Below are 12,614 nucleotides of genomic sequence, written 5' to 3' on the forward strand. Positions count from 1 at the left end.
GTCGGTAGAATGAAGCCATCCCCATGGCGACCCCTCCCGTTTCTGTCGAACGCCTGACCGAGGCCTTTGGCCCCAGCCTCAACTATGTGCCGCCCGGTGGCTGGCAGGGTCGCGGCGAGCCTGAGAAGCTGGTGAAGACACACTGCTGCTTCTGCGGGCAGCAGTGCGGGATCCAGCTCAAGGTGCTCGACAACAAGGTGATCGGCTTCGAGCCTTGGGAGGAGTTCCCGTTCAACCGCGGCAAGCTGTGCCCCAAGGGAGTGAAGCGCTACCTCCAGGGCAGCCATCCCGACCGTTTGCTTGGCCCTCTCAAGCGCGTCGAGGGGCGGGGGTTCGAGCCCATCGGATGGGAGGAGGCTTTCTCCACCACGGTCCGTGAAATCCAGCGCGTGCAGGAGAAGTTCGGCAAGGACGCGGTGGCCGTCCTTTCCGGCGTCTCGTTGACCAACGAGAAGAGCTACCTGATGGGCAAGTTCGCCCGGGTCGGCCTCCAGACGCGCGAGTTGGACTACAACGGCCGGCTGTGCATGGTGAGCGCGGGCACCGGGAACAAGAAGGCGTTCGGCATCGACCGCGCGGCGAACTCGTGGGCCGACATCCCTTTGGCCGAAGTGATCCTCTGCGTCGGAACGAACGTGGCCGAGTGTTCGCCCATCACGACCGACTACATTTGGCGCGCGCGCGACCGGGGGGCCAAGCTCATCATGGTCGACCCGCGCGTCACGCCCCTTGCGCGAACGTGCGACCTCCACCTTCCGGTGCGACCCGGAACGGACAGCGCGCTGCTCACGGGCCTGCTGCGGGTCCTCATCGAGGGCGGCTACGTGGACGAGGGGTTCGTGGCGGAGCACACGAGTGGATGGGAGGAGGCCCGCGCGTCCGCGCTGGCGCAGACGCTCGAAGAGGCGTCCCGGATCAGCGGCGTGCGCGTCGAGGACATCGAGGCGGCCGGCCGGATGTGGGGGGAAGCAAAAACAAGTTTCTTGCTGCACGCGCGCGGAATCGAGCACCACACCAAGGGTGTCGACAACGTGCTGGGCTGCATCAACCTCGTTTTGGCGACGGGGCGCTTGGGAAAGCCCGGCTGCGGCTACGGGACGATCACGGGCCAAGGCAATGGCCAGGGAGGGCGCGAGCACGGTCACAAGTGCGACCAGTTGCCTGGAAACCGGGACATCGAGAACCCGGAGCACCGCGCGTGGATTTGCAAGGTCTGGGGGATCGAGGACAGCGAGCTTCCGCGCAAGGGACAAACGGCGCAAGAGATCATGAACGCGATCCACGCGGGTGAGATCAAGGCACTTGTTTCCATCTGCTTCAACCCGCTCGTTTCGCTCCCGGACTCCGACTTCACGCGCGAGGCGCTTTCCAAGCTCGAGCACTACACGGCGATCGACTTCTTTCTCAGCGAGACCGCCCACCACGCCGACATCGTGCTGGCGGGATCGCTCCACGAAGAGGAGGAGGGGACGAGCACCAGCGCCGAGGGGCGGGTGATCCGGATCCGGAAAGCCGTGGATCCGCCGGGAGACGCCAAGGCCGACACGGAGATCATCCTCGAGTTGGCGCGGCGCTTGGGACGGGGGCGGTACTTCGACCATTTCAAGAGCAGCGAGGACATCTTCGACGAGCTGCGCATGGCGAGCAAAGGTGGGACTGCGGACTATTACGGCATCACCTACCAGCGCATCGAGGAGGAGTTCGGCGTGTTTTGGCCGTGCCCGGAGATCGGGCATCCGGGGACTCCGCGACTCTTCGAAGACCTGAAGTTCTCCACCCCGGACGGCAAGGCGCACTTTCACGCGACCCCCTACCGGCCCAGCGCCGAAGAGCCGGACGAGGAGTATCCCGTGATTCTCACGACCGGACGGGTGGTTTCGCAGTACCTGAGCGGGACGCAAACACGGCGCATCGGTGGGCTGGTGGACCTCTGCCCCGATCCTTACGTCGAGATTCACCCCCAACTCGCCGAGACCCATGGCATCGAAGACGGAAAGTGGATGAAAGTGGAGAGCCGGCGAGGGTCGGTGGTCCTACGCGCCAAGGTCGTGACGACCATCCGCCCCGACACGGTGTTCATTCCCTACCACTGGGCAGGACGGCGTTCGGCGAACCTATTGACCAACCGCGCCCTGGATCCCCTGAGCAAGATTCCGGAGTTCAAGAAGTCGGTCGTAAGGGTGTCACCGGCCGAGGAGCCCGCGGAAGGATGAGCGAGCGGCAGTTCTACATCGATCCGAGCCGGTGCATCGGATGCAACGCGTGCGTGGCGGCGTGCGCGGAATGCGACACGCACGCAGGCGTTTCGATGATCCACCTCGAGACCATCGAGAGGGAGGACAGCGTCCAGACCACACCGGTGATCTGCATGCACTGCGAAGAGCCCGCGTGTGCGATGGTGTGCCCGTCCGATGCGATCAAGCGCACGCCGGACGGAGTGGTGCAGACGTCCCTGAAGCCTCGGTGCATCGGATGCACCAACTGCGTCTACGCGTGCCCGTTCGGCGTGCCGAAGTACGAGGCGGCGATCGACCAGATGATGAAGTGCGACATGTGTTACGACCGGACCTCGGTGGGGAAGAAGCCGATGTGCGCTACGGTGTGCCCCTCGCAGGCGCTGATGTACGGCACGCCCGAAGAGATCGCCGAGCAACGCAGCGGAACGCCGATCAACGAGTTCGTGTTCGGCTCGCGCACGATCCGCACGAAGGTGAACCTGATGGTGCCGCAGGGCCAGAAGCGTCTCGAAGTGAAGGCGGGCGCGACGATCCGGCGGAGCGATTTGCTGACCAGTTCGAGGTTGGGATGATGGACGAGCGATTGCGCGAGGATTTTCCGATCGATTGGGAAGAGGACGGCTATGTGTCGCGCCGCGAGTTCTTTAAGTTCATGACCGTCGCGAGCGGAGGGTTGGCCCTGGGCTCCCTGGGACTGGCGGCGTGGTCTCGGGGCCGTCGCGAAGGCATCTCGTTCGAACCGAAACGGATCGCGAGGCTGGACGCCCTCGCGCCCGGCTCTTCATTGGCGTTCAACTTTCCCCGCGAAACGGATATTTGCCTGCTGGTGAGGCGCCCCGACGGGGCGCTTTCGGCGTTTTCGCGCAGGTGCACCCACCTCTCGTGCCCGGTGGACTATCAGGCGGATAAGGATCGCCTGTACTGCCCGTGCCACAACGGGGCGTTCTCCGCTGAGGACGGGTCGGTGCTTCAGGGTCCGCCGCCGCACCCCTTGCCGGCGATCACGTTGGAGGTGCGCGACGGCGAGGTGTGGGCGACCGGCGTCCGGCACGCAAAGGTGCGCTCGTGAAGCCGGGAGAGGGCCGGACCCGCCAGCGATCGACGGTGTTCGTCGCGCTGCTGCTGTTCAACCTCGTGCTCGTGCTGCTCCAACTGTGGCTGTTCGTGAGCGTCCTCGAGGGGGTGGTCGGCGGAGGAAGCGCGATGGCGGTGCCCGCGGCCGTGGCAAGTCTCGGACTGTTCGCGGTCAACGTATGGATGCTGCGCGGGCTCTACCGGCTGTAGCACTCCCACACTCAACCGACAAACGGTTGGCCCTGGATGAGGGCGGCTTGGTTCAGGGCGATCAGCTTGCGCTTCGATTGGGGCGAGAGGTCCTGGTGGTCTCCGAAGTCGATTCCGACCTCGCGCATGACCGCCGCGAGGTCGTCGTGGTGCATTTGGCTCATGTACGGCTCCCCGGTGCGGGCGCAGCGTGCCTGCGGGCCGCGCGCTCCCTCCTCCTTGTAGTAGGCCACGCCGAGCTGCGCGGGCCGTTGGATGACGTGGAACAGCTTTCCGAACGGCAGCCAGAGCAGGAGGATCACCACCGTGAAGGCATGCAGAAGCGAAAGGAAGGGGAAGTTCTCTCCGCCCATCAGCTTGTAGCTCGCGGTAATCATGAGCCCGGTGACCGAGACCGCGAAGAGAAGGAACAGTGGGACGAGGTCGTTCGCCAGCGTTTGCACGGCCAAGGCGCCGCGATCGAAAAGGCGTCGGTGCATGGCCAGCGCCACGCCGATCAGGACCATCACGGCGCTGATGTTGAGGCCGTTGAACATGAAGAACGCGACCACGGAGTCAGGGGGAAAAGCGAATTGGCGCGCGCCCATGAACTCGACGACGTAGTCGCGCCCGTACTCAGCGATGCCGAACTGCACCCAGCCCCAACTGAGGGGAAAGGTGATCGCAAACGCGAGTAGACACCCCCAGGCAAGGGCCATGTGCGCCATCCAGCGCTGACGGTTCCGTCGTTCGATGAACCGCTGCGCCACGATCTGGTTCCATACGAGAACGGCGAGGCGGGCAAGATTCGGAAGCAGCCGACTCGGACGGAAGAACAGCCGCCAACTCGCCAAGAAATAGCGCCATGTGGGCGGCCGCTGAATCCACATCGTGTAGCGGTACGCGATGGCGAACGCCGCGAACACCGTCGCGGCCGCATAGGCCGCCAAGGGACGGTCGAACCGCTGAAGCGCACCGGATCCAAGCCCGATGCCAAGGAGCACAAGCAACGCCGCGCCGAACCCCGCGGCAAGGGCGATGGTCTGCGCTCGAGTGTTCGTACCAGGCACGAGTTCGAGCCTACCCCCCGGGGTGACGATTCGGCCCGACCCGTCCCGGTTGGACGGGAATGGCACGCCCGTCCAGCGGGCGTGGCACCCTCACCGGCACCCTCACCAGCACCCTCACCAGCACCCTCACCAGCACCCTCACCAGCACCCTCACCAGCACCCTCACCAGCACCTCACCAGTTCTCCGGTCCTTAGCCCATAGCGACCCTTGCGCCCTTTGCGTGAGAAGCCCCCCCCCAGCACCTCTGCGCCTCTGCGTGACACTTCCTCCCCTCCGCGCCCTCAGCAAGGCGCCTCGCACCCTTTGCGCGCATAGAACCACCAGTTGATCACGAGGTTCACCGCATAGAACGCGGCCGCACCGTAGAAGAACGACGTCGGCGAGCCGGTGCGCGCGATGATCGCGCCAAAGGCCACGGAGAAGATGAACGGACCGTACGCGGCGATGGCCGAGGTCCACCCGATCACGCCGCCCGCTTGGCGCGGCGGGAAGATCATGGGCATCTGCTTGAACGTGGACGCGTTGCCGACGCCGGAGAAGAAGAAGAGCCCCAGCATCGCCCACACGAACATGCCGAACGACGCGGTGGAGGTGGGATCCGTGTAGAGGGTCACCCACAGCGCGCAACCGAGCAACCCGATCGAGCTCCACATGGTGACGCGCGCGCCGCCCAATTTGTCGCTGATCGGGCCGAACGCGGCCCGGACCCCCGCACCGACGAGCGGCCCGAGAAACGCGTATTTCAGGGGATCGGGAGCGTTGGGAAAGTCGCCGTAGACCTTCTTGATCAGCAGGGGGAAAGCGGCGGCATAGCCGGAAAACGACCCGAAGGTCATCATGTAGAGGCTGGTCATCAGCCACGTGTGCTTGTTCTTGAAGATGTCCGTCTGTTCGCGGAACGTGGCTTTGACCGGCACGCTGCGCAACATGATCCACGCGAGCACCGCGCCCACCAGGCAGAACGGCGCCCAGACATAGGCCGCGTTCTGCAGCCAGATCTGCTTCGACACGCCATCCTTCACCAGCGTTTGCGAGCCGCCCAGCAGGCTGCCGAACATGGCGAAGCCGATGATCCAGGGCACGGTGAACTGCGCCACGCTCACGCCGAAATTGCCGATGCCAGCCTGGTACCCCAGGGCCGTGCCCTGCAGCCGCTTCGGAAAGAAGAGGCTGGTGCTGGGCATGAACGAGGAGAAGTTGCCTCCACCCAATCCCGCCAAGAATCCGAGAAACAGGAACGTGCCGTACGAGGTGTCCGGGTTCTGGACGGCGATGCCCCACCCGATGCACGGAATCACGAGCAGCAGGGTCGAGACCGCGACCGTTAGGCGTGTGCCGAGGATGGGAATGAGAAACGTGTGGATGATCCGCAGCGTGCCGGCGGCGAGGCCGGGCATCGCGGCGATCCAGAACAGTTGCTGCGTATCGAACTTGAATCCGATCCCTGGGAGCCGCACCGCGATCGCGCTCACCATGAACCACGTCGCGAACGCCAGGATCAGGCAGAAGGTGGTGACCCACAAGGTGCGCCACCCCAACCGGGATCCGCTCGCCCTCCAGAGCTCCAGGTCCTCGGGATTCCATGTCGAAGGGACGTCAGCGGGAGGGGGGGTATCGATGGTTTTCATCTACTCGTTGTCACCTCATTTGGAATTCTGGACCTCAGCTCAGCCCCCTAGTATGTCCCGCGTCATACGCGGGCACGCCCGTCTAGCGGGCGTGGCACCCAGGCGCTCTCACGCCCACAAACCACAAACCACAAACCACGAATCACCGCTCCGGCACCATGTTCCTCGTCATCTTCAAGATCACCAGGTGCATCCACACCAGGCATACGATGGAGACGGCGGCGAGGAACAGCCAGCAGGTCGTCCAGAGCCCGGTCCCTTTGAGCATGTAGCCGAACAGAATGGGGCACACAAATCCCCCGAGTCCGCCTAAAACCCCAACGATCCCGCCCACGACGCCCACGTCGTTCGGGAAGTACTCCGGGATGTGCTTGTACACGGCTGCCTTGCCCACGCCCATCATGATGCCGGCGAGGAACACCAGCCCCGTGAAGATCCAGACGTTCGCTTGGAAGTACGCGTTGGTGACTCCCCGGGCGAGCACCTCCTTCTTGACGACCTTGTCGCCAACCTGCACTTGGGGTTCGTGCCACGACTGGAACGTGGGGAGGACGAGCGCCTCCTTGTCCTTCCGGGCAAGCCCGATCACATCGGGCATCCGCTTGAGGGGATAGACCTTGTCATCCACGACGATGCGTTCCGCACTCACGGCTGTGACCGTTCCCGCGCGGTCGGCCATGACCCCTTCGCCGGGCGAGCGCACGCTCATTCGCGGCGCGACCAGCATCAGGAAGAACACCGCGCACGAGCTGAGGACCCAGTACATCGTTGCCCGTGCGCCGAATTTGTCGCTCGCCCATCCGCCGAGCGCGCGGACGACGCCTGAGGGAAGGCTGAAGATCGCGGCCATGGTTCCCGCCATCGCCAAGGTCATCGAATAGACGTTCAGGTAGTAGGGAATGAGCCACTGCGAGAGGGCCACGAAGCCGCCAAAGACGAGGAAGTAGTAGAGGCCGAAGCGCCAAACCCGTAGGTCCTTCAACGGGCGCATCATGTCGCCCATCGAGCGGCCGGCGGTCTGGGGTTTCTTCGGGACCGTGAAGACCCAGAACAGGATCGCCATCACGGCGAGGCCCGCAGCGTAGAGCTTGGGCATCATGCGCCAGCCCTCGATGCCGGCGCTTCCTTGCGTGAGCGCCTTGAGGAGGTGAGGGGCTCCCAAGCTGGTAAGCGCCGCCCCTGCGTTTCCCATGCCGAAGACCCCCAGAGCCGTGCCCTGGCGCTCTTTCGGGAACCAGACGGAGGAGTAAGCGATGCCTACGGCAAAGGAGGCCCCCGCCGTACCGAACGCAAGCCCCGCAACGAGCAGCGACGCGAAGGAGTTGGCTTCACCGACGAAGTACGCCGCCGCTGCGGCGATCAGCATCACCGCGAAGTAGACGGGCCGGCCTCCGTATCGGTCCGAGAGGTAACCCACCGGCAGCCGGAGTACGGATCCTGTGAGAATCGGGATCCCAATCAACCAGCCGATCTGGGCCTTGTCCAGATCGACGACGCGTTGATCCACGAGGAAGGTGACCAGCACGCCGTACATGGTCCAGACGGCGAAGCACACGGTGAACGCCACCGTGTTCATGATCAAGATCCGGTTGGCCAGGCTGCGTTCGCTCACACCCCGAGAGTGTAGATCACCTGGGGGCGCGCACTATGATTCGGATCATAAGGGGTGGGTAATTGGACAGGTGGGATCCGACGTAGAAAAGGTATGGCACACAAAGACCGCAAGAAGAAGGGTGGCGAGCGGAAAGAGAAGAAGACCGCCCGGATGCGTTCCGAAGTCGAGAGTCGCAAGGAGCACGCCGGCGGTCCCAAACCCACGCACGATCAACCCGACATCCAGACCTTCAAGCCCGGCCATGCCTCGGACGACACTACGCGGCCGCAGAACCGACCACGCTAGTGGTTAGTTGCCGAACTTCTCGATCCTAGCTCGGAACGAACCGCGGAAGACCGTTTTGTGCTCTTTGCTAAGCTGGAGGTCGATCACTCCGGCGATCCAACCGTTGCTGGCCTTGCCGAACCGGAGCGTCGCGGCGATGTTGTCGCCGACCATCGCCGTGTCGCTCGAACCCCCACGCTTCACCGTGGCAAACACGCCGGTGATCCCGCGGGCGACGGACCCCCGTCCAGGTCGGTAGTGCTGCTTGCGGTACGCCTCGGTCCCGAACTCCACGGGCCTGCAGTCGAGGCGAAGGTTGTCGAGCGGCTGCCCGACGTCGACCGCAAACCACACTTGGATCGTGTTGTCGGCCATGAACACATCGCGGTCCTTGAATTCGAGCAAGTACGCTTGCGCCCTGTCTTCGACTTTGCCGGCCACCTTGACCGAGTTGAGGCCCAGGACACGCAGTTCCGCCGCCGCGGCCTTGAACGGCTGGCCTCGCAGCGTGCCGGCAGCCGGGGGCGAGTCGGACGGGGCCGCGCCGGAGGCGAGAACGGCGAGAGCCAGGACCCAAGTGAATGAGCTCATACTCCAATAATGGAGACCCGGGGTCAGGGCCTCACCAGTCGTTCATACAGGTCTGGTCTCCGTGGGCCTGCGTGCTCGCCGCAAGCGGCTCACGCCCGTCCAGCGGGCGTGGCATCCACTCCCACGTCGTCGACTCACCCCTGGGAGTGCGCGCGCTTGCGCGTCGCCATTCACCGCCGGACTTTGTCCGGCCTCGGTGCCCTGCGCGCTCGCCGCAAGCGGCTCGGGTTCAGGGCGGCGAGCAAGCTCGCGCACTCCCACGTCGCCGTTCACCCCTGGGAGTGCGCGCGCTTGCGCGCCGCCTTTCACCGCCGGACTTGTCCGGCCCCGGCGCCCGGCGTGCTCGCCGCAAGCGGCTCGGGTTCAGGGCGACGAGCAAGCTCGCGCACTCCCACAGTCGGTTCGTGGGGCGGTGGGGTCTCCAGGATCCCCTTCAGCGTGAACAAGCCGATCAGGAGGATGACGGCCATCCCGGCGTGGATGATCCACTGTCGCATCGCGGGGTGGCGCGAGTCCGAACGGTCGATCCACGGCAGGAACAGCATCCCGATCGTCACCAACCCCGGCACGATCAGCGTCGCCACGACCTCCCATCCCGCAGGCATGACCTTCAGCAGCTCGTACAGGCCGAGGAAGTACCACTCCGGTCGGGGCGCGAAGTCCGTGCCGGTGGGATCGGCGATCCCCTCGATCGCAGGCGGAAATGCGAGCGCCAGATACACCAGCAACCCCATGCCCGCAAGCACCACGGCCGCATCGCGGAAGAGCTGGACGGGGAAGAACGCCACTCGCGGTCCCTTCTGCGGAAGCACGGGACCCGCGATGTGCAGGCGCCTCACCAGATAGAGGTGAATCGCCACCAGCGCCACCAACGAGACCGGTAGCACCATCACGTGCAGCGCGTAGAAGCGCGTCAGGGTGAGCGATCCCACCTCCTGGCCGCCGCGGATCAGCACCAGCAGCTGGTTGCCGATGATCGGGATCGTGCCCGCGATGCGCGTGCCCACCACGGTCGCCCAGTATGCCTTCTGGTCCCACGGCAGCAAGTAGCCGGTGAACGAGAATCCGAGGATGACCTGGAAGATCAGCACGCCCACCAGCCACGTCAGCTCGCGCGGCTTCTTGTACGAACCCCAGAAGAATACGCGCAGGATGTGCAGCACCGTGGCGATGACGATCAGCGTCGATCCCCACACGTGGAGGCCGCGCACCACAGCCCCCAGAGGCGCTTCCTGCGTGATGTGCTTCACGCTGTCGTACGCCGCCTGCGGCGCCGCCGCGTAGTACATCGCCAGCGCAACGCCCGTGATGAACTGGAACATCAGCAGCGTGAGCAACAGGTTGCCCAGGGTTTGCCACCAGCCCACGCCGGGAGGCATCGGCTCGTCGAGGTTCTTGCGGACAAAGCCCCACCAACCGAGCCGAAGGTCGGTCCAGTCTTTGAAACTCGGCCGCGTGACGATCTGCTCCTCCTCGGGGGTGAGGGGCGCTTGATCGACCGGCCGTTCGGGGGTCAGGGTTCGTTTGGACATCTCACACGCTCCGGAACACTTCGATCTTGCCGCCCTTGATGCGGACGGGATGTCGCTCGAGGGCCTTGGGCGGGGGGCCCGACACGACGCGGCCCTCCGCGTCGAACACGCCGCCGTGGCACGGGCAGAAGTAGCGCATCTTCGCGTCTTGGAACTTCACGCGGCAACCGAGGTGCGTGCAGGCCGGGTCGATCGCCACGACCTGATCGGGGTGGCGGTACAGATACAGCACGTACTGCCGGTCGACCGTCTGGTAGCCGTCCTTGATCGGGATCGCGAAGCGCACTTCGCGCGTTTGCCCCACGGCGAGCGCTCCGTCGTCCAGTACGGGGACCCAAACGCCCTTCGCCTTTCGGCGCAACGGACCGCCGACGAGGCCCATCACGGGGCCCACCACGGTGAAGAAGACCACCGCGTTGATCACCCCGATGAGCCACGCGAGGACCTTGCGCCGCGTGGGCGGGACGGGTTCGACTGGAAGCGATTCGAGAGCAGGAGTATCAGCCATGGTTGTGCGTTCCCATTAGGGGTAGTAGCGAAGCGTGGTGGGTCCTTCGTAGTCGGGGTCGATCGCCTTCAGCACGCCAAGGGCGATGCGCTCGGATTTGTGGTGCCGGCCCGGCGCAGGTTCCCGCTCGAAGCCGAGGTTCACGCCCGAAGCCGTGACGGCCTCGGTGACGCGGGTCATCGCGACCAGCGCCGGAACGACCCACGCGTGGGCGAACCGGGTGAAGGGCGCGGTGGCGATCAGAAGCGTGATCGAGCCGAGGTGGTAGAGGTAGACGGGCATGACCCAACCCGACTGGCCGCTTCGGTTGATGATCACCGTGAGGAACCCGCTGACCACCGTGTGGACGAGAAGGTTGACGAAAAGGAAATCGCGCCCCAGGGTCAGTCCGTTGTCGATGTAGGGGTCCGTCCGGTAGCGGAACAGCACGTAGAACACGCCGGTCATGACGGCGATGCCGGAGACGATGGGCAGGATCTTCAGCGGGTCCAGCAGCGACAGGTCGCCGCGCGTCGGGTTGAAGATCTGCATCAGGATGTCCGCGAGCATCAAACCCAGGAACCCGTAGAGGATCAGGCCGTGCATGAACCATCGGAAGCGGTTCTTCCTGAAGAGCGAGGCGACGCACAGCCCGTCCACGACCAGCGAGCGCAGCGCGATCCCCGTGGCCCGGAGGCGCCCGAACTTCTTCACGTACGGCGAGAGGTTCTTCCATCCCGCGCAGCCGAGCCAGTAGACCAACACGCGGACGCCGAAGATGAACGCGAACAGGAAGACGGCGAGGAACAGGTGCGTCACCGAGTGTGTGCTCAGCATCCGGCCGACGGTGTAGGAGAGCGGAATCTGCGACTCGATCCACGGCATCTTCTGCACTTCGTCGTGCAGCGCCTTCACGTCGGCGTCGGGCAGCTCGGTGGCGGGGGTCGCGGGCATCATGCCCTTGCCCTTGCGGACCGTGTCGAGGAACTCCTCGTAGGTGAGTTTCGTGGTGGCCAGGGGCGGTCCCAAGCCGCCCATGGCGGTTACCCCGTGGCATCCGACGCACGTCGCCGTGGAGTACACCTCGGACTCGTGGGCCTGCTGGGCGGGCCCTTGGGCGATGGCAACCGACGACGCGAGAACCGCGAACCAGACAACGAACTGCTTCACGCCTGCTCCTCCTTGCCGCCGGGAACGGGCGCCGGCGCGCCGAGTGTCGAAGTCTGCTGGTGGGCCATGGGACCGAGGTAGCACCCCGCGGGCTTCGTCTTCGCCTCGGGAAGCAGGTGGAACGGCTCGCGTTTGGTCGCCACCTTCTGCTCCTCGATGTAGGTGGAGATCTCGCTTTCGCGGTCTTCGAGGTCTCCGAAGATGCGCGCCTTGGTGGGGCACGCCACGACGCACGCGGGGTCGAGGCCGACGTCCACGCGCTGCGCGCAGTAGGTGCACTTCCGGGCCACGTTCTCGTTGAGCCGGGGCTTCACGTGGTCGCGCTCGTACGACTCGTCCTCGTTCAAGTACCACTTGTCGCGGGGGATCAGCATGACGTTGCCGTAGGGGCACGCGGAGACGCACGCGCCGGTTCCCCGGCACCGCTCCTGGTCGATGAGGACGATCCCGTCTTCGCGCCGGATGATCGCCTTGTTGGGGCACGACTTGAGGCAAGGCGCATCGTCGCAGTGGTTGCACAGCACGGGGATGTACAGCCGCTTGACGTTGGGATACGTCCCCGATTCGACGTTCAGCACGCGTGCGAAGAACACGTCCACCGGTGTGCCGTTCTCCTGCTTGCAGGCCAGCGTGCACGCATCGCAGCCGATACAGCGCGTGAGGTCGATGAGCATCGAGAGTCTTGCCATGGTTGGTGATCCCTGGCTGGATTCTCGCGCGCCGTGAGGGGCCCGCATATGATTCGGATCATAAGGG

At 65.0% G+C, this 12,614-nt stretch carries 13 protein-coding genes; 5 read left to right on the top strand and 8 right to left on the bottom strand.

Annotated elements, in window-relative coordinates:
• The first annotated feature begins 23 nt into the window (after nt 1-23).
• From M9921_11400 to M9921_11415, 4 genes are read left to right on the top strand one after another with little or no spacing between them, the layout of a single operon-like run.
• The gene (locus tag M9921_11400) at nt 24-2,213 is read left to right on the top strand and encodes a molybdopterin oxidoreductase family protein (GenBank protein ID MCO5297452.1); all 2,190 of its coding nucleotides are present in this window, start codon (nt 24-26) and stop codon (nt 2,211-2,213) included.
• Nucleotides 2,210-2,809, top strand: a complete 600-nt coding sequence (locus M9921_11405) for a 4Fe-4S binding protein (GenBank protein ID MCO5297453.1) — start codon at nt 2,210-2,212, stop codon at nt 2,807-2,809. Before M9921_11400 ends, M9921_11405 begins: the two co-directional genes overlap by 4 nt.
• On the top strand, nt 2,809-3,306 hold the full coding sequence (locus tag M9921_11410) for a Rieske (2Fe-2S) protein (GenBank protein MCO5297454.1): 498 nt from the start codon (nt 2,809-2,811) through the stop codon (nt 3,304-3,306). The genes M9921_11405 and M9921_11410 overlap by 1 nt, the downstream gene beginning before the upstream one ends.
• A complete protein-coding gene (locus M9921_11415) occupies nt 3,303-3,521 on the top strand; it encodes a hypothetical protein (GenBank protein ID MCO5297455.1) in 219 nt (72 codons plus the stop codon). Before M9921_11410 ends, M9921_11415 begins: the two co-directional genes overlap by 4 nt.
• Before the next feature lie 11 nt (nt 3,522-3,532).
• Here the strand turns inward: M9921_11415 and M9921_11420 are convergent, their stop codons facing one another.
• From M9921_11420 to M9921_11430, 3 genes are all read right to left on the bottom strand, one after another.
• On the bottom strand, nt 3,533-4,570 hold the full coding sequence (locus M9921_11420; protein ID MCO5297456.1) for a hypothetical protein: 1,038 nt from the start codon (nt 4,568-4,570) through the stop codon (nt 3,533-3,535).
• 282 nt (nt 4,571-4,852) lie between these two features.
• Nucleotides 4,853-6,199, bottom strand: a complete 1,347-nt coding sequence (locus M9921_11425) for a NarK/NasA family nitrate transporter (protein ID MCO5297457.1) — start codon at nt 6,197-6,199, stop codon at nt 4,853-4,855.
• Nucleotides 6,200-6,341: 142 nt separating this feature from the next.
• Nucleotides 6,342-7,811: an MFS transporter gene (locus M9921_11430; protein MCO5297458.1), complete on the bottom strand. Its 1,470-nt coding sequence runs from the start codon at nt 7,809-7,811 to the stop codon at nt 6,342-6,344.
• Between the two features lie 93 nt (nt 7,812-7,904).
• Between M9921_11430 and M9921_11435 the strand changes: the two genes are divergently transcribed.
• Entirely contained in the window at nt 7,905-8,099 is a 195-nt protein-coding gene (locus M9921_11435; protein MCO5297459.1) for a hypothetical protein, read from the top strand.
• A 3-nt stretch (nt 8,100-8,102) separates the two neighbouring features.
• Here M9921_11435 and M9921_11440 read toward each other — a convergent pair whose 3' ends face one another.
• The 5 genes from M9921_11440 to M9921_11460 form a co-directional block, all read right to left on the bottom strand.
• Nucleotides 8,103-8,669 (bottom strand): hypothetical protein, encoded by a 567-nt coding sequence (locus M9921_11440; protein ID MCO5297460.1) that lies wholly within the window; start codon nt 8,667-8,669, stop codon nt 8,103-8,105.
• A 305-nt stretch (nt 8,670-8,974) separates the two neighbouring features.
• Nucleotides 8,975-10,201: a cytochrome bc complex cytochrome b subunit gene (locus M9921_11445; protein ID MCO5297461.1), complete on the bottom strand. Its 1,227-nt coding sequence runs from the start codon at nt 10,199-10,201 to the stop codon at nt 8,975-8,977.
• 1 nt (nt 10,202) lies between these two features.
• On the bottom strand, nt 10,203-10,709 hold the full coding sequence (locus M9921_11450) for a ubiquinol-cytochrome c reductase iron-sulfur subunit (protein ID MCO5297462.1): 507 nt from the start codon (nt 10,707-10,709) through the stop codon (nt 10,203-10,205).
• Between the two features lie 15 nt (nt 10,710-10,724).
• Nucleotides 10,725-11,858, bottom strand: coding sequence for a c-type cytochrome (locus M9921_11455; protein MCO5297463.1), 1,134 nt, complete (start codon nt 11,856-11,858; stop codon nt 10,725-10,727).
• Nucleotides 11,855-12,547 (bottom strand): 4Fe-4S dicluster domain-containing protein, encoded by a 693-nt coding sequence (locus tag M9921_11460; GenBank protein ID MCO5297464.1) that lies wholly within the window; start codon nt 12,545-12,547, stop codon nt 11,855-11,857. The genes M9921_11455 and M9921_11460 overlap by 4 nt, the downstream gene beginning before the upstream one ends.
• Nucleotides 12,548-12,614 lie beyond the last annotated feature (67 nt).

This window comes from Fimbriimonadaceae bacterium (assembly GCA_023957775.1).
Lineage (GTDB): Bacteria > Armatimonadota > Fimbriimonadia > Fimbriimonadales > Fimbriimonadaceae > JAMLGR01.